The organism is Catalinimonas locisalis (assembly GCF_038039535.1).
Taxonomy (GTDB): Bacteria; Bacteroidota; Bacteroidia; order Cytophagales; family Cyclobacteriaceae; genus Catalinimonas.
The window spans coordinates 1-16,922 of sequence record NZ_JBBPHP010000048.1 but is presented as its reverse complement, the minus strand read 5'-3'; the positions used below and the strand labels follow the sequence as shown (position 1 = coordinate 16,922).

Annotated in this window: 15 protein-coding genes; 5 read left to right on the top strand and 10 right to left on the bottom strand. The window is 40.9% G+C overall.

Going from position 1 to position 16,922, the window contains the following annotated elements; genetic code table 11:
* Window positions 1-55 precede the first annotated feature (55 nt).
* The 3 genes from WJR50_RS29765 (at window position 56) to WJR50_RS29755 (ending at window position 5,322) form a co-directional block, all read left to right on the top strand.
* The gene (locus tag WJR50_RS29765) at window positions 56-1,042 is read left to right on the top strand and encodes a DUF4198 domain-containing protein (RefSeq protein ID WP_341296979.1); all 987 of its coding nucleotides are present in this window, start codon (window positions 56-58) and stop codon (window positions 1,040-1,042) included.
* Window positions 1,043-1,726 carry a HupE/UreJ family protein gene (locus WJR50_RS29760; RefSeq protein WP_341296978.1) on the top strand — a complete coding sequence of 228 codons (684 nt, stop codon included), beginning with the start codon at window positions 1,043-1,045 and terminating at the stop codon, window positions 1,724-1,726. It begins immediately after the preceding gene.
* Between the two features lie 209 nt (window positions 1,727-1,935).
* Window positions 1,936-5,322: a CHAT domain-containing protein gene (locus WJR50_RS29755; RefSeq protein WP_341296977.1), complete on the top strand. Its 3,387-nt coding sequence runs from the start codon at window positions 1,936-1,938 to the stop codon at window positions 5,320-5,322.
* Between the two features lie 327 nt (window positions 5,323-5,649).
* Here WJR50_RS29755 and cysI read toward each other — a convergent pair whose 3' ends face one another.
* The 4 genes from cysI to WJR50_RS29735 form a co-directional block, all read right to left on the bottom strand.
* The gene (cysI, locus tag WJR50_RS29750; protein ID WP_341296976.1) at window positions 5,650-7,344 is read right to left on the bottom strand and encodes an assimilatory sulfite reductase (NADPH) hemoprotein subunit; all 1,695 of its coding nucleotides are present in this window, start codon (window positions 7,342-7,344) and stop codon (window positions 5,650-5,652) included.
* A 40-nt stretch (window positions 7,345-7,384) separates the two neighbouring features.
* Window positions 7,385-9,211, bottom strand: coding sequence for an assimilatory sulfite reductase (NADPH) flavoprotein subunit (locus WJR50_RS29745; RefSeq protein WP_341296975.1), 1,827 nt, complete (start codon window positions 9,209-9,211; stop codon window positions 7,385-7,387).
* A gap of 126 nt (window positions 9,212-9,337) precedes the next feature.
* Window positions 9,338-9,973 (bottom strand): peroxiredoxin, encoded by a 636-nt coding sequence (locus WJR50_RS29740; RefSeq protein ID WP_341296974.1) that lies wholly within the window; start codon window positions 9,971-9,973, stop codon window positions 9,338-9,340.
* 34 nt (window positions 9,974-10,007) lie between these two features.
* Complete coding sequence (locus WJR50_RS29735) at window positions 10,008-10,913, bottom strand: LysR family transcriptional regulator (RefSeq protein WP_341296973.1); 906 nt, start codon at window positions 10,911-10,913, stop codon at window positions 10,008-10,010.
* Window positions 10,914-11,107: 194 nt separating this feature from the next.
* Between WJR50_RS29735 and WJR50_RS29730 the strand changes: the two genes are divergently transcribed.
* Both WJR50_RS29730 and WJR50_RS29725 read left to right on the top strand, forming a co-directional pair.
* A complete protein-coding gene (locus WJR50_RS29730; RefSeq protein WP_341296972.1) occupies window positions 11,108-12,040 on the top strand; it encodes a PA14 domain-containing protein in 933 nt (310 codons plus the stop codon).
* Between the two features lie 56 nt (window positions 12,041-12,096).
* Window positions 12,097-12,528, top strand: a complete 432-nt coding sequence (locus WJR50_RS29725; protein WP_341296971.1) for an RrF2 family transcriptional regulator — start codon at window positions 12,097-12,099, stop codon at window positions 12,526-12,528.
* 87 nt (window positions 12,529-12,615) lie between these two features.
* Here the strand turns inward: WJR50_RS29725 and WJR50_RS29720 are convergent, their stop codons facing one another.
* The 6 genes from WJR50_RS29720 to WJR50_RS29695 form a co-directional block, all read right to left on the bottom strand.
* Entirely contained in the window at window positions 12,616-13,077 is a 462-nt protein-coding gene (locus tag WJR50_RS29720; protein WP_341296970.1) for a hemerythrin domain-containing protein, read from the bottom strand.
* Window positions 13,078-13,218: 141 nt separating this feature from the next.
* Window positions 13,219-13,854: an HdeD family acid-resistance protein gene (locus WJR50_RS29715; protein ID WP_341296969.1), complete on the bottom strand. Its 636-nt coding sequence runs from the start codon at window positions 13,852-13,854 to the stop codon at window positions 13,219-13,221.
* 342 nt (window positions 13,855-14,196) lie between these two features.
* Window positions 14,197-15,228, bottom strand: a complete 1,032-nt coding sequence (locus WJR50_RS29710; RefSeq protein WP_341296968.1) for a rod shape-determining protein — start codon at window positions 15,226-15,228, stop codon at window positions 14,197-14,199.
* Between the two features lie 91 nt (window positions 15,229-15,319).
* Entirely contained in the window at window positions 15,320-15,712 is a 393-nt protein-coding gene (locus tag WJR50_RS29705; RefSeq protein ID WP_341296967.1) for a GreA/GreB family elongation factor, read from the bottom strand.
* 69 nt (window positions 15,713-15,781) lie between these two features.
* Complete coding sequence (locus WJR50_RS29700; protein WP_341296966.1) at window positions 15,782-16,267, bottom strand: hypothetical protein; 486 nt, start codon at window positions 16,265-16,267, stop codon at window positions 15,782-15,784.
* 145 nt (window positions 16,268-16,412) lie between these two features.
* On the bottom strand, window positions 16,413-16,922 hold a 510-nt coding region (locus WJR50_RS29695), incomplete at its 5' end, for a Crp/Fnr family transcriptional regulator (protein WP_341296965.1).

The following is a 16,922-nucleotide window of genomic DNA, read 5'->3' as shown; positions in this document are numbered from 1 at the left end:
TCTAATTTTGGCTTGTAATTATTAGACCTAATCTCCTTTACTCGATACCCCTCTGATGAAAAAAATATTCCTGTTTCTGATCGCTTTTGTGTTGTTCAGTAGTCATGATATGTACCTGAAGTTGGACACCTATTTTCTCCAGCCTGGTAGCGCAGCGACTATTGAACTCTACAATGGGACTTTTGATAAGAGTGAAAATGTAATTACGCGCGATCGTATGGTAGATGTGAGCCTGCTAGGCAATGGTAAACGCTCTCAGGTAGACACGGCTCAGTGGAGTGAAAAAGATAGTGCTACCATTTTAAGTTTTAATACCGGAGAACCCGGTACCTGGGTCGCTGGAGTTTCTACCGTTCCAAGATCAATAGAACTGACTGCCACTGATTTCAACAGTTATCTTGAGCATGATGGTGTGCTGGATATGTTGGCATGGCGAAAGGAAAATGACCAGCTTGAAACCGATGCCGTGGAAAAATATTCCAAGCATGTCAAAGCCATCTTTCAGGTGGGTGACGAAAGAACGAACGACTGGCAAACGGCATTGGGCTATCCCATTGAATTTATTCCTCTCAGCAATCCCTATAACCTACATACAGGAGACGAACTGCAAGTTAAACTTCTTGTAAGAGGTGAGCCATTGGCTAATCAACTGGTCTATGCAGATTACAGAACGAGCGAGCATGGGCACAGCCATCCTCATTCGCATGGATCAGAAAGTGATCATACTCATGAAGGTCATGAAACTTCAGACCATCAGCATACCTACGGTACGCAACTTCGCACTGATGACAATGGAAATTTAAAGCTACCTCTTTCAGCAGATGGAATATGGTATTTGCGTACTATTCACCTGGTTCATTCCGAAGAACCAGGATTCACGCATGAGTCTAACTGGGCGACCCTTAGCTTTGAAGTGACGCATGAGCATGGAGAGAATACCCATACGCATGATCAGGAATCCGGTATTCCAACTTATGTCTATTGGATTGGCAGTCTTCTACTGATAGGGGGGATGTTTTTTTGGTTTAACCGGAAAAAATAAGTGAAGCGATTAATTTTAAGATTGACTCTATGCTGCATACTGCTATGCTACCCTGTCGTATTATTAGCACACGGGGTAAGCAGTGCTGATCAGGAAATATTAAACAATGGAGGGTTATTAGCCTATATCTATGTCGGCGCAAAGCACATGGTCACGGGTTACGATCATTTGCTGTTCCTGGCAGGCGTCATCTTCTATTTGAGTGGATTCAAAGATGTGGTTCGTTTCATCACTGCCTTTACCATTGGTCATAGCATTACGTTGATTGGGGCTACTTACCTGGGCATCAGGGCAGATGAGCATTTGATAGATGCGGTTATTGCTTTAAGTGTATTGTACAAAGGATTTGAGAATCTGGGTGGTTTTCAGAAACAGTTCAATATACAATCTCCCAATCTGCTATTGATGGTTTTTATTTTTGGTCTCATTCATGGTTTTGGTTTATCTACCAGGTTACAATCCTTTGAAGTCGGCACAGCACAGTTCCTGTCTAAAATAGTATCTTTCAATATAGGCGTAGAGTTGGGCCAAATTCTGGCGTTGATTCCTATAGTATTCATCATCAACACATGGAAACATAAGAAGAGTTATCAGGCCTTCTATAAAGCTGCCAACTATTATTTAGTAATAGCAGGAATTATGCTCTTCATTTATCAAATGTATGGTTACTATTATGTACACTGATTTTGCAAAAACTGGCTGCAAAAGATTTTGAGTCCATCCTCGGCAAGTACAATATCGTTTACAATAAGTTTTGTCCTTGACTATAAGCATGGTAAATCATCGCCCAGAAATAAGGCAATGACAATTCCTTTTCTTATATTAAGATAGTTGCCGGGAAAGGTAAACCACAGTTTGCAAATAGGCTTTGCATCAAAAAGCAATTATCATTTATGATCAGGCATTTACAGTATGTCATTCTACCTTTTGCGCTCTCCTTTGCCAGTCCGTGCATAGCGCAAATAAATGTACAGGCTGATACAACAATGGCCAGGCAGCATTATGAGAAAGCTGCTACATTTGCAACCGATCAAGAATACGACAGTGCGCTATTATATTTTGAAATCGCAGAAAAGATTTATAAGAAAGGCATTTATTATGAGCAATATATTGATTGCATGACCCGAAGAGGAGAAGTGTTCAATAACCTAGGTCAGTATGATAAAGCTAAACAGCTACTTGAGCAAGCCCTCTCATTAAGTGTACAACAACTTGGAGCAAAGCATTTGCAAACGGCCAATGCCTATGATCAGTTGGGGTGGAATCAGTTTTATACCAGCCAGTATGATGAAGCCTTGCAAAATTATTCAACCGCTCTGGACATTTTTACCGATTTACAGGGAGATCATGAGGCAGAAATAGCGAGAATGAACATTAATATCTGGAATGTATACCGGCGCAAATATATGCCCGAAAAATCCATAGCCTACACCCTGAAAGGTGTGGATATGCTAACCGCCCTCGGGCAGGATACCAGTCGGTTTGCCGCTGCGGCCTACAATGGACTGGGTGCTACCTATGCTTCTATGGAAGTATTTGACAAAGCCCTGGAATACCATCATAAAGCGTTGCCGCTTTTTCTGTCGGCATTTGGGGAAAATCATTCTAATGTAGCGGGTAGCTATTTTAATATAGGCAATATCTATGCAGACCGGGGTGACAACGCTACTGCCCTTGAGTACTACTTCAAAGCCCTTCGGATAGATATTCATTTGTTTGGGGAAAACCATGCTTACGTAGCCGGAGATTACGAAAGCATCGGAATTTGTTATATCCAAAAGGGCGATGCTGAGATGGCTCGGACTTATTTTCAGAAATCGCTAGACATTGCCATAGCTTCATTTGGAGAAAATGATCTGCATAGTGCTGCTCTTATCTCTCATATTGGCGCTACCTATAACAACCAGCAAAATTATGAGCAGGCTCTGGCTTACTTCCGGAAGTCGCTGAACATTTTAGAAAAGGCAGGAGAAAATCATTCTCCTCAAATAGCAGCACTCTATAATAACATAGGGAATACCAGCCTTAAGTTAGGACAGGGCGAGCAAGCATTACAGTATCAGCAAGAAGCCTTAAAAGTCTACCTGGAATTAGCGGAGGTATGGCAATCCAGACTAGGAGAAACCTATGGTTATATAGGAAGTTGTTACGAAGAAATGCAGGACTACAACAGGGCGCTGGAATACTATCATAAAGACTTGGAGGTCAGAAAACAAACAGTGGGGCTAAGCCATCCTGAAGTTGCTTATGTATATGCAAATATTGGCAATGTACATAGAAAGTTACAACATTTTTCAGCAAGCCTCACTGCCTATCAGCAGGCGCTACAGGTACTTTACGCACCGCTGGATACCCTGGACATTTACCAGAATCCACCCATTGATCAGACATTAAATCCCTACATCCTATACGAAGTACTAAATGCCAAGGCACTGGCATTTCGGGAATACGGAGAGAAAGGTTCGGGTACAGTGGAAGACCTCAATTATGCTCTTCAAACCTATCAACTGGCAGCCAATACTTTGCAGGAAACCCGTAAAAGTCTGATGACATCAACTTCTAAAAATTTGCTGGCCGGAAAAAGCGTAGATTACTTTGAAGATGCCCTGGAAACGGCCTGGTTGTTATATGAGCGTAATGCTAAAAATGAATATATAAATCAAGCTTTTACACTGGCTGAAAAAAGTAAGGCGGTAGCTCTGCTGGAAGCCATGAAAGAATCGGAAGCTGAGGAGTTTGCTAATATTCCTACCTCAGTATTGTCAGCGGAAAGAGCTTTGAAAATAGATCTGGCCTTTTATAAACGGAAGCTGTTTGAAGAACAACAGAAACATCCTGACAGCTCAGACTTCAAATCGTACCAGAATAAGATTTTTGTGTTGAAAAACAGCTATGACTCACTTATCCATGTCATGGAGCAGAAATCTCCTGAATATTATCAATTGAAATATAGTACAAGTCTTAGCTCAGTTGATCAGATTCAGCAGCAACTCAAGAAATCAGCGTCACTACTTTCCTATTTTGTGGGAGACAGCAGCATCTATAGTTTTGTGATCAATAAAAACAATATTGCATTTTATCACAGCAGTATTGACAGTATGTATCACCAACACGTAGAGATTGTAAGGTCAGCTATAGCCCATAAGACAGATAATATCCATGAATTTACCCATAGTGCTTATACACTATACCATACCTTAATAGCTCCTGCCGAACCCTTGATACAGGGAAAAAATCTGATCGTAATTCCGGATGGGGGGCTAAGTTATCTTCCTTTCGGAGTCTTCATAAAATCACTTCCTGAGGATAATAAAAGTACATATTTCAATTTACCCTATATTATCAAAGATCATCAGATTGCTTATGCCTATTCTGCTACCCTATGGCAGGAATCATTGAAAGCCAGGAAGCGAAACAGCGAAATCAAATATCTGGCATTTGCCCCTTCATTCAATCAAAAGAAGTCATCTTCTCTGGATACAGCTGGTGCCGCGGTTTTGGCCATTGCGGATGAAGAACGCGGTTCTTTAGCCAATCTGAAGGGCACTACAGCAGAAGTAAATGCGATTGCAAATCATTTTAACGGACAGTTTTACGAAGGGGCTACAGCTAACGAACAGCTATTCAAAGAATATGCTTCAAGCTATGACATCATCCATCTGGCCACCCATGCCATCATTGATGATATGTACCCTATGAACTCCCGTTTACTTTTTAGCATCCAAGAAGACAATATCCAGAACGAAGGTTTCCGGAATGGCGATTCCCGGAATGGCGATTCCTGGAACAGAGATACACTAAGCCGTGATTCGGCAAACAAGCAATCAGAAGACGGAAATCTCTATGCTTGGGAATTATACAATATGAAGCTCAATGCTCAGATGACTGTCCTTTCGGCCTGCAACACCGGCTTTGGAAAGTTACAAAGAGGAGAAGGTGTGATGAGTTTGGGCCGTGCTTTCGCCTATGCAGGTTGCCCCAGCATTATCATGAGTTTGTGGCCGGCACAGGATCAGGCCACCGCCGAGATTATGGTCAATTTTTACCAGGCCTTGTCCGATGGAATGAGCAAAGATGAAGCCCTGCAAAAAGCTAAAACTCAATATCTGACTACTACCAACGAGCTTTTTGCTCATCCTTTTTACTGGGCAGGTTTTGTAGTGCAGGGTGATCCTTCACCACTTACCCTACAAAAGTACCAATTCTCCTACTGGTGGTGGGGTAGTGGAGTTACGGTGCTATTGTTAGGTTTGGGTTTATTTTATCGCTACAAAAAATAACAGTCAGGGTTATGAGAATAATGCTAAAGAGAACTGGTAAAGCTCTGCAAATAGATTGGATACAGAAGTTGTTGATTAATTTTGTATCATACTGATAGAATACATTCATAGAGCAAAAAAGAGCAGGTAAATAATCAGTAATATCATAATTTCCTCTTTCCAGTCTCGCGATAACCGCCCCTAATCTAATTAATGGTAGAAAGAAAGCCTGGTTATAGGTGTTCTCCAGTCTCCAGATAGAAGTATGCAGTGGAAAGCTAAACAGGATAAATTATAGCATGTTTCTTCACCTTTCCACAGGATACAAACATAAAGTGCTCTCAGCTATCATAAAGCAAGGTTTTGATGTTCAACAATGTGTGGCTCTACTATGCCCTTACGAATCACAAAATCCCCGAAATGTTCTGCGTCTTCACTTTCTTCAGCATACTGTTTGATGATGGGCTCCAGCGCTTCCAGAATGATTTTTTCATCTGCCATCTCTTTGTAGAGTGCGTTAAGTCTGTCGCCATTGTGGCTGGCTCCCAGGTACAGATTGTAATGTCCGGGGGCTCTGCCTACAAAGCCTATTTCACCCAAGTAGGAGCGGGCGCAGCCATTGGGACAGCCAGTCATACGAATATTGATCGCATCTTTTTCCAGACTGTATTTTTCCATGATCTGGTCCAGTTTATCCACCAGAGAAGGTAAGTAGCGTTCTGATTCGGCAAATGCCAGCCCACAGGTGTTCAGTGCCACACAGGCCATGGAGTGGAGTCTTAAACCCGTAAGTTTAGGATGGTTGAGCACGCCATAGTCAGTCAGAACCTTTTCTATTTTTCTTTTATCCGCCTGGCTGACATTGCCAATAATCAAGTTCTGATTACCCGTCAGGCGGAAATCACCTTTGTGAATTTTAGCGGTTTCTCTTAAAGCAGTTTTGAGCTGATAGTTTTTTTCATCAAGCACCCTGCCGTGTTCTACAAAAAGAGTATAAAACCACTTGCCATTGGTTCCTTTCAACCAGCCGTACGCATCGCCATTGGTGGTAAACTTAAAGGGTCTGGCTTTTTCTAACTCCCAATCCAGCCAGCTATTAAGTTTTTGCTTAAACACTTCCAGCCCCATTTTGTCTATGGTGTATTTCAAACGAGCGTTTTTTCTTTCCTTACGGTTGCCATAGTCACGCTGTAAACTAATGACACCTTCAGCGACCTGGATCACCTGCTCTGGCCTGACAAAACCGATCACGTCAGCCAACCTGGGGTAAGTAGCATCATCGCCTAAAGTATTGCCTAATCCTCCACCTACACATACATTATATCCTGTCAGCTTTCCATCTTCTTCTATGGCGATAAACCCAAGGTCATTGGCGAAGACATCTATATCATTTCGGGGCGGTATAGCCAGGGCTATTTTGAACTTCCTGGGTAGATAGGTGTCATTGTATAAAGGTTCTTGGTCTGCTGTGTTCTCAACTTTCTCTCCATCAAGCCAGATCTCATAATAGGCTTTGGTTTTAGGTTTGAAATATTCGCTGAGCTTTTCTGCCTGTTCATAAACCTCATCATGTACCTGGGAGTGGTAGGGGTTGGGGTTGCACATCACATTTCTGTTCACATCTCCACAGGTAGCAATAGTGGTCATCAGTGCCTGATTGATAGACCTGATGGTAGATTTAAGATTTCTCTTCAGGATTCCATGAAACTGAAAGGACTGTCGGGTAGTGAGCTTAAGCGTATTGTTGGCATACTTTTCCGCTAACTCATCCAGGATAAGCCACTGCTGAGGCTGGGTAATACCTCCCGCTGCTCTTACCCTCACCATAAACTGGTACAGTGGTTCCAGCTTTTGTTTTTTACGTTCGTGCTCAAGGTCACGGTCATGTTGCTGATAAGAACCATGAAACTTGATGAGCTTAATATCTTCTGGGGCTAGCGAGCCTGTCAAAGGGTCTTTGAGGCTATCCTGAATGGTGCCTCTTAGGTAATTACTGTTTTTCTTGATATGTTCTTCCTGTGAAAGATGATCTTGTTCAGCCATATCTATAAATATTTAGATTTTAAAAAAGTAGCGTTGTGGGTTAATAGACATCTGTCTGGTATCTACAGGACAGTTGCAGGTATTTTACATATTCTTCCGCCTGCTCTGATGTTTTATCCCCTTGCGTTCTTATGATGTCTTTCAAAGTTTTTTCAACATCTTTAGCCATGCTGATGGCATCGCCGCAGACATAAAAGTGAGCGCCACTTTCCAGCCAGTCATATAACGTTTTGCCATTCTCCTGCATCTTGTGCTGTACATAGACTTTCTCCTGACTATCTCGTGAAAAGACAACATCCGCTTTGGTAAGTACACCTTCTTTGAGATATTGCAGCCACTCTGTCTGGTAGAGAAAATCCGTAGTAAAATTACGATCTCCAAAAAACAGCCATGATTTACCGGGATTGTCACTTATTTCTCTTTGTTGCATAAATGCTCTAAACGGTGCCACCCCTGTACCCGGGCCGATCATGATGATAGGCGTTTGCTCGTCTTCTGGAAGCCGGAATTTGTTATTTTCCTCTACAAAAACTTTGAGCTTATCATTCTCAAAAGTAAGCCGGTCAGCCAGGTGGGATGAACAAAATCCTTCTTTAACCCTTCCGTGAGATTGATATCGGATGACAGAGACTAAAGCATGTACCTCATCTTCATAGGCTTGTTGGCTGGAGGCAATGGAGTACATTCGTGCTGTGTTTTTCCTGAGCACCGAGATTAATTCATGAGCACTAAGCTTAGAGGGAGTTTCCTTCAAAAGGTCTATGATATCTCTTCCGTAAAGATATTCGGGCACACGTGAAGGTTCAGCTAATGTTTTTTTGAGCTTGCTGCTTCCTGTCAATTCAGCGTATTTATTCAAAGAAAGAGCGGTTAAAGGAGTCAACTCATAGTCGTATGTTAAAGCGTCCTCAAGCTTGCATATCCCTTTATAAGTTTCTACTTCTTCTGTACCTGTGAATTGCAAAGATTCCAGAATACTGCTGACTAAACGTTCGGAATTGTGTGCGTAAATGCCCAGCGCGTCTCCCGGTTTGTAGGTGATCCCTGAGCCTTCCAGGCCAATTTCCAGGTGAATGGTTTCTTTGCTAGACCCTCTGCCATTCAGATTGATCTTTTCCAAAAGCGTAGCTTCAAAAGGACTTTTCCGGTTGTACTGAGGTTGCTGCTGATGGCCATTACCATTTTGTTGAAAGTTAACAAGTGGAGTAGGAGAGATTGTTGCCTCGCTTTTTTGCAGTGCCTTTAATACAGCATCTATCCAGGCAGAAGCATCATCTTCGTAATCAATGTCACAATCCACTCTTTTACAAATTCGCGCTGCCCCAAGTTTTTCCAGCACACTGTCAAAATCTTTGCCCGTCTGGCAAAACTGCGCGTAGCCGGTATCGCCCAGTGCCAACACCGAATATTTGATATGATCAAGCTTTGGCGCTCTTTTGCTATGGAGGAAATTGTAGAGTTCTTCGGCCTGAACTGGAGGTTCGCCAATGCCCTGCGTGCTTACGATAATGGCAAGGTTAGTGACTTTTTTGAGGTCTTTACCTTTAAACTCTGCCATACTCTTTACGATCACTTCCAGAGAAGTAGATTCGGCACACTTTTCCATGTGCAAGGCAAGCTTTTCAGCGTTGCCGGTCTGTGTGCCATAAAGTATCAATAAGGGCACTTTATCTGAAGTGAGTTTTCCTGCTGAAGCGTTTTGCCCTTTTGGTGGAACTGTTTGCTGCGCTAATGCATGCGTAGTGCCAGCAAAATATCCGCTTAGCCATTGTATCTGCTCAGAAGATAAGTCCGAAAACGCACTGATAAGCTTATCAAGCTGATCCGAGCTAAATGGCCCTCCCTTTATGCCGTCTTTCCAATCCATTGTTAATTGCCTTCTTACGAATTACGAATGAGTGATGAAATAAATTTACAAACTTTTTCTTCAGTCTTCCGGCTCCTGTCTTCTGTCCAATCATGGCACCTCTCCATACGAATACAGCAAAACCATTTACTTATTAGGCTGAGGCGTAAGTCTCAAATAGGGTTTGATTTTCCTGTGTCCTTTAGGAAATCTGGCAGGGATATCCTCATCTTTGATCGCAGGTGCGATGACTACATCTTCACCCTCTTTCCAGTCGGCAGGAGTAGCTACACTATAATCAGCAGTTAATTGCAGAGAGTCTATTACCCGGAGTATTTCGTGGAAATTTCTTCCGGTAGAGGCCGGATAGGTGATCGTAGCTTTAATTTTTTTGTCTGGTCCTACAAAGAATACTGACCTTACCGTAAGCGTAGCCGATGCGTTCTTATGAATCATATCGTACAATTCTGCCACGTTTCTGTCAGAGTCAGCGATGATAGGAAAGTTAACAGTGCAGTTTTGTGTTTCGTTGATGTCTTTCACCCAATCTTTGTGTGAGTCAAGATCGTCTACGCTCACTGCCAGCACTTTGGTATTTCTCTGCTCAAACTCACTTTTGAGTTGTGCGGTCCTTCCCAGTTCAGTAGTACAAACTGGTGTGAAATCAGCGGGGTGTGAATACAGCACGCCCCAGCCCTGACCGAGCCAGTCATGAAAATTGATTTCTCCTTCAGTGGTTTGCGCAGTAAAATTAGGTGCTTCGTCACCGATTTGTAAACTCATTGTAAAAATATTAATGGTTAAAAAAAGAAAATTTTTAGTTGGTTTCTTCATTGTCATCAAACCTGATCTCCTCTCTCAGGAACTTGATGAAGTAGTCAAAGTAGGCGGGAAAATCCCGGTCTTCCATTCTTGCCAGATACTGCTGGCGGAAGAATCCATGTTTGTTGATCTTGATGGTTTTGATCTCCTGGTTTTTGTAGGGTTTGAGTGCCCAATTGGCCATGACAATCACCCCCATATTGGCCTTCACCAGTTCAATGGAGGCTTCAGTGAGGGGCAGTATGATGAGGTCTTTGGGTTGTATGCCTTTGGGCGTAAGCAGGTTTCTGAATATAGAGACTGTTTCCAGTGGTAAGGAATGAATAATCAATTTGACATCCTCAAAATCTTCAGCCTCCACATAGTTTAGCTCCGCCCAATGGTGATGTGGTGATACGACAGCGAACATTTCATCGGAGAAAAGCTCAGTATATTCCACTTTGTCCTTTGATTCAGGATTACTGGTAATGGCAAGGTCCAGTTCTCCTTCCATTAGTTTCTCAATAGGACGATGAGTCGCTTCAAAAACAATTTGTACCTCCACGTTTGGGAATTCATTTTTGAATTTTTTGAGTACAGGGGGTAACCAGTGATAACTGGTATAGCATTCCGTACTAATGCGGATCACTCCGGTTTCTCCCGAGATCAGTTTTTTGATCTCTGATTCTGTTGAATCAATTTCCTTGAGTACATGATTAGCAGTGTTATACAGCTTTTTTCCGACAGGAGTAAGGATCAGTTTTTTATTACGACGATAGAAGATAGGTGTGCCCAGCTGTACTTCAGCTTCCTTCAACTGGTAGCTGAGCGCACTTTGTGACAGATGGAGCTTATCAATGGCACGGGTAATGCTCCCTTCCTCCACAATAGCTTTAATCAGACGTAAATACCTTATCTCCATTTCTTTTATTTTTTCAAAATTATATGCAGTTCAGTTGTTAGCCTAATTTTATTGATGAAAAGCTTTCATACTTATCATCAGGTTTTTTGATACCCAATACATTTTCAGTCAGGCAATAAGTTAACCTAATAAAAGACTTTTTTGTCTCTTTTTGTAAATTATTATATTTTGCAGGAAAATATCTAACACAAAATATGGAGAACAGGACTAGTAAGCATCAGATGATATTAAGAGAAGGGAATAAGTTATTCATAGTTGTACTGGCCATTTATATACTTTGCTTACCAGCTTGTAGTGAAAGAGAAGAAAATCGTCAGCAAAAGAAAGTAAAAGAGAAAACAGCGCTCACCATCATCAGAAATGATGATTGCCTGAATTGCCACAATATAGAAGATAAATCTGTGGGACCTACTTATATACAAATCTCGCAAAAGTACGAAGCGGATTTTAGCACCATCAGCCGCTTGGCCAGCAAAATTATTGAGGGTGGAGGAGGTATGTGGGGAAGTGAGCAGATGACCAAGCATCCGTTTCTGGAGAAAAAAGACGCTAAAAAAATAGTGAGATGGATTTTTTCCCTGAATGACTCTACTGTGCACCAAACTCCTATCAGGCATCAGCCAACGCTTAAGTTTTCTGAAGTTTTTAAGGATAAAAACCAGAAGTCAAATTCAACAAATGGCTTGGAAATAAATGTTTTTGCTCCCTCCACCGTGAGTACGTTTGATCTGGCTTATCTCAAAACCGGAGAGCTATCAGAAGTTGCGGTAGCATATTCAGGAAAGGCAAATATTATACATTTTACTGAGCAATCATCTTTTCAGCCGATTACAGCAGGTGCTTTGGTTCGTGCTAGCGGTAATATACACATTGAAGAAAAAGGAAAATATTTTTTTAAGCTGGTTAAGGAAGGTCCGGGCAGGGTTTTCATAGATGGGGATAAGATCATAAACGAAAATGATGATGATACTGAAGTCATGAAGGAAATGCAGTCAGGTACATATCCCATTGTGGTAGAATATGTGTTGAAAGAGGATCATAATGTATGGTCACTACAATGGATTCCGCCTGATGAAGAATATTATAGCGTCATTCCTAATGAGGTTTTTTCTGTTGATATTAAATGAAAGCAGGTGGAAATTTGTTCTTTAATTTGCCTTTACATTTTACAAACGAAAAAATTATGTTTTCTAAAGCATGTGAATATGGTATAAGAGCTGTCATCTATATCGTAGCCAAAAGCCAGGAAGGAAAAAAAGTTGGGATTCGTGATATCAGTCAGGAAATTGACGTTCCTGAGCATTTTACCGGCAAGATACTGCAAAACCTCAGCCGCATGGACCTGATCAGTTCAGTGAAAGGTCCGCACGGTGGCTTTTATATTGAAGAAGGGAAAAAAGATATCCGACTCATTGATATTGTAAGGGCTATTGATGGAAACAAACTGTTTACAGGTTGTGGATTAGGAATAAAAGAATGCTCGGAACGAAAGCCTTGTCCTATTCATGATGAGTTTAAGCAAATCAGAGATGCTCTCAAAGAAATGCTGGAAAAAACTACTGTACAGGAAGTGACGGAAGATTTGGAAAAAGGACTGGTGTTTTTGAAAAAATGACGATTTGAAAATACAGTTGAACAGAAGTAGAAAATTTTTCCCCTCTCACAGTGGAAATACTTCAATCTTCATCTTATTATTCATCTGTTAATTCCAAAATTCGTCTTCTGTATTTTCCTGAAACTTTGTTTCGCTATGCTGTCTGGCAATTTTGTTCAGTTGTTCTTCTGAGGCTATGTTTTGTACTTCATTGAACAGGATGCGCTCTTCAAAACGAATATGGGCTTCCAGTTCCTCCTCTATACGGCTCAGCGATTTCTCCAGTTCTTCATCGTTTTCAAATAACCTTGTCAACCTTCTATGCTCGGCAAGGGCTTTTTTTACCAATTCGTTTTCATTGCCAAGAACTGGGTAAATATATTTTTCTTCTATCTCAAAATGAGGTGAGATGTGTTTTTCAAAAAACCAGTTAGCATATTTTTTTATACGGTCAAGCTCAATGTTTTTTCTTATGCCTGTTCTGATTTTCCAGCACAAAAGTAGGCTATGGTGATGTTCACGGCTCAAGGGTTGTATGGCTTGACTTCTTTTGATCGGCTTTCTTTTCATAGCGGTATCTTTTGAACCGTTCATTTATCAAAATATTTACAGGCTTGGTGTCCGGAATTTTCAAAGGCTTGATACAACTCACATCTTAATTTCTAAAGCATATAAAATTAATCTCCAACCCATAAGCTTGGAGGCTGAATGCTACCCCATCTTTTCATAGAAAGCTTTTGTTTTATATTCAAAAACTTTTACCGGCTTATCTTTGATGTATTTGCTTTTTTCCTTGAGTTTGAAGTAAATATAGATAAAACAAAGTCCATAAAATATAGTAAAAATGGCAAGCTCATAGGAGGGAACAACCATGTTTAATGAGTTATTTACCAGCATGCTGGTGCCAAAGATCACTGCCAGATTTCCTAACACTACCATAACTTTCCACTCCTTGATAAGATGCTTGATTCTGTTAAAAGTGAGAACCTGAAAAACGCCCGTCATGATGATCCAGAACGCGATCAGTTCCCAAAGTAGATCAATCTTTGCAACAGCAGTAAAAAGACTTACACTCCCGATGAATATTTCTGTTGCTCCTTTTCCTGCAGGTGAGAATATACTGCCTGATTTATTTTTTCTAAGGCTAATATACCTGGTGATATTGATTAACCCGCTAACCAGCAAGAGTAGGCCAAATGGGAATGCCAATGCATTGATTTCATCACCCGGATAACATAAGGCTACCAGACCAAATGTGATGGCTCCTATACCTCTGTATATAAGGCTGCTTTTATTTTTGATAAATTGTCTTTCCAGCGTCATACTATTCACCTTAAAATTGTTCATAAGAAAGGTTAATTCGCCTTCTTCCGAAGAGGGAAAATGCGAAATTGGAGTAACCTTATGTTTTCCAAATTAGCAATAAGCAGACCGGCATGAAACGATACATATCATATGAAAATGATGATCTTTGTCACTGGAAAACACTATTTTTCTGAATGATATTTTGGCCAAAGAAGCAGAAGGTAAAAGCGTTAAATTTGATATAGAAAATTTGGCAATTAGGTTATTGATTTACTTTAGTTTGTAAATGTAATTAACAGGCCAAATAAGATGCTGCTCTCAGTTTTCATAAATAAGTGATAAATATCAATGAAATTGAATGGCTGTATTTTTAAGCTTAATCAATCACGAAAATAACACAGTTTTATATGTATCCGGTGACTTTAAAACAGTAGCAATGCCTTTGATCACAGATTGTAATGCATGGGTGTCATGATACACCTGAAGTCTGGTTTTGGCTTCCAGTCTTTGCTTAAAACCTCTCAGTAGCGAGCCTCCACCCGTCAGATGAATTCCATTACCATAAATGTCACCAGCAAGCTCTGGCTCACACTCCTCAAGCGCTTTAAGAATTGCATCCTCTATCTTGACAAGCGAGCCGTTTAATATATCCGCTACTTCTGCGTGGTTTATCTGTATGCTCACCGGCAGACCAGTCATCAGATTTTTTCCTATCACATTACATGCCTCAGGAACATCATCTGGTAAATCTATTGCAGCACCTACCTTGATCTTGAGTTGTTCGGCTACTTTGCTTCCAATAGACATATTATACCGCTTTCTAAAGTAATCCTGAATATCCTCGTCAAATGTGTCTCCTGCTATTTTGATAGATTGATGCGAAACCACGCCAGACAGGGAGATGACCACAATTTCAGTGACACCTCCGCCAATATCTACCAAAAATTTGCCATCGGGTTGCTGAATGTTCAGCCCCATGCCAATGGCGGCAGCGATAGGTTCAAAGATCAAATATTTCCGATGCGCCTTAAATTGCTCAAGTACATCGCGCAGCGCTCTGCGTTCTACTTCAGTAGTATCATAAGGAATACCAGCCACCACATTATCAAAACCATAAAAAAAGGAAGATCTGGCATTTAGGTTTTTGATCAGTGATTTTACCATACAATTGGCTGAATCATAATCCATGATTACTCCACCTTTTAGTGGCTTTACAATTTTAAACTGCTCGCTGGCTTTACCCAGCATATCATAGGCTTCCTGCCCTACTGCTTTCACTGCTTTTTTATCTTTATGCAATGCAATGAATGAAGGCTGAGAGAAATATTGCTCCTCTTTCTCAGTAAAAATTGTATTGCTGTTGCCTAAATCTATTCCCAGACTATTTCCCCTTCTTAAGCTGCTGATATTAAACATGTATAAAGTAATTGAAATTAAAAAACCTGTTTGGCCTGACGATGAGAGGAGCAGGCAATACAATACAGTAAATGCTGATTTTTGCTTTAAATTATTTTTTATTTCCGCTATTGTTTACCTGGAGTATTTTGTACTTCCGTACGCTTCCTTGTACTTCCCATTCCACGGAGTCTCCTTCACGATATCCAATCAGCGCGACGCCCAAGGGGGAGAATATTGAAACCATGTTGTTTTTAGGATTTACTTTGCTGGGAAGTACCAAAGTTACTTTAATCTCTTTTCCAAGTGTATTTTCATACAACATCACTTCTGAGTTCAGGCCAATTACTCCTTGTGGTGTTTTATCTCCAGCGACAATACTGGCTTCTTTTAATTCATCCACAAGTCTGGAATAAGCGTAATAAGACAGATTTTTGGGATTATAATTGATGAATTTAGATATCAACGCATAATCTCTTTCTGTGACTATGATCTTTTTTGCCATCTCTGCATACATTAAATTGAAAGATTTCTTTTAAGATTGATTTTTTGTAGCCAGGCTTAGGGCTAGCTTTTATTTTGCGATTCCTGCAGAAAAAGAGTTATTGTTTTTCAGCAGCGAAGCGTACTCCCACCCAAGGATCAGCAGTTTGCCGTTCCGCAGATGCTCCAGGTAGTGGGTGGTTTTTTTATGACTCAAACCATAACCATTCAGAATTCCCATCAAGCCTCCTTCCAATGACCCCAGGGCTTTGCCATCAATTTTTTCTAGTAATAGAGACGACAATGAACCTGCAACAAAAATTTTTCCTATACCCGAAATATCCAGGATATGGATTTTTGTAGACGTCAAATGAGTAAAACATGCGGATGCATGACGGAAATCCAGTTCTTTGAAGCCACTCACTTTTCCCAATACAGAAAGATGTTCCAGGGGAGGATGACGATTTTGTAGGTTTCGGACCGAAGCCTCTCCTTCAGCAAGTGTATTGCATACCTTCAGGTAGAGGTGTATCTTCCACTTATGCTCCAGACGTTCATTTGAAAGCTCCTTATTCATCTTTAGTATTTACAAAAAACCTTTTGATGGGGTAAAGAAAAAGCTAAATAAGCTGAGCTAAAATGATCTATGTTTGAAAAAATAGGTGATTAAAATCATCCCGAACTATTCGGAAATGCAGCAGGACTACTACTTAAACCATAAGCTATGACTTCACTCTTATTAAGCGTTCCTTGTCCAGAATGGTGATTTTTTTACGGTCAATAGCAATCAAGCCTTCCTCTTTGAAGTCTGCCAGGGTTCTGATCACTGTTTCTTTCACCGTTCCGATCAGACCGGCAAGATCCTCTCTGGTTAAAGTGACTTCGGGCAATGACTCATCCTGTTTAGCGGATTGTTCACTTACTCTCAGGAGTACTTCGGCTACCCTTTGCCTTACAGAGAAGTAAGATACCTGAAGCAGTTGTTCCTCTCTTTCCATCAGGTTATTGGAAAGCATCTTGATGAATGTGTTGGCTACATCGCGATTACTGTAAAGAAATTTGAAGAAATCCTCCTGCGGAATCAGGCAGACTTCAGCCTCTTCCATAGCTACGGCAGTTTCGGTATAAGTTTCCTTTTCACTGAGTAAAGGCATGAATCCAAAGAAATCTCCTTCCAGAAAAATACCGGTAATGAACTCCTTACCATCTTCGGTCGTCTTGAAGGTTTTGAC

Coding starts and splice junctions, on each gene's coding strand:
- WJR50_RS29765 (WP_341296979.1), top strand. CDS start 56: ATGAAAAAAATATTCCTGTTTCTGATCGCTTTTGTGTTGTTCAGTAGT.
- WJR50_RS29755 (WP_341296977.1), top strand. CDS start 1,936: ATGATCAGGCATTTACAGTATGTCATTCTACCTTTTGCGCTCTCCTTT.
- cysI (WP_341296976.1), bottom strand. CDS start 7,344: ATGGCTGAACAAGATCATCTTTCACAGGAAGAACATATCAAGAAAAAC.
- WJR50_RS29745 (WP_341296975.1), bottom strand. CDS start 9,211: ATGGATTGGAAAGACGGCATAAAGGGAGGGCCATTTAGCTCGGATCAG.
- WJR50_RS29740 (WP_341296974.1), bottom strand. CDS start 9,973: ATGAGTTTACAAATCGGTGACGAAGCACCTAATTTTACTGCGCAAACC.
- WJR50_RS29735 (WP_341296973.1), bottom strand. CDS start 10,913: ATGGAGATAAGGTATTTACGTCTGATTAAAGCTATTGTGGAGGAAGGG.
- WJR50_RS29730 (WP_341296972.1), top strand. CDS start 11,108: ATGGAGAACAGGACTAGTAAGCATCAGATGATATTAAGAGAAGGGAAT.
- WJR50_RS29725 (WP_341296971.1), top strand. CDS start 12,097: ATGTTTTCTAAAGCATGTGAATATGGTATAAGAGCTGTCATCTATATC.
- WJR50_RS29720 (WP_341296970.1), bottom strand. CDS start 13,077: ATGAAAAGAAAGCCGATCAAAAGAAGTCAAGCCATACAACCCTTGAGC.
- WJR50_RS29715 (WP_341296969.1), bottom strand. CDS start 13,854: ATGAACAATTTTAAGGTGAATAGTATGACGCTGGAAAGACAATTTATC.
- WJR50_RS29710 (WP_341296968.1), bottom strand. CDS start 15,228: ATGTTTAATATCAGCAGCTTAAGAAGGGGAAATAGTCTGGGAATAGAT.
- WJR50_RS29705 (WP_341296967.1), bottom strand. CDS start 15,712: ATGGCAAAAAAGATCATAGTCACAGAAAGAGATTATGCGTTGATATCT.
- WJR50_RS29700 (WP_341296966.1), bottom strand. CDS start 16,267: ATGAATAAGGAGCTTTCAAATGAACGTCTGGAGCATAAGTGGAAGATA.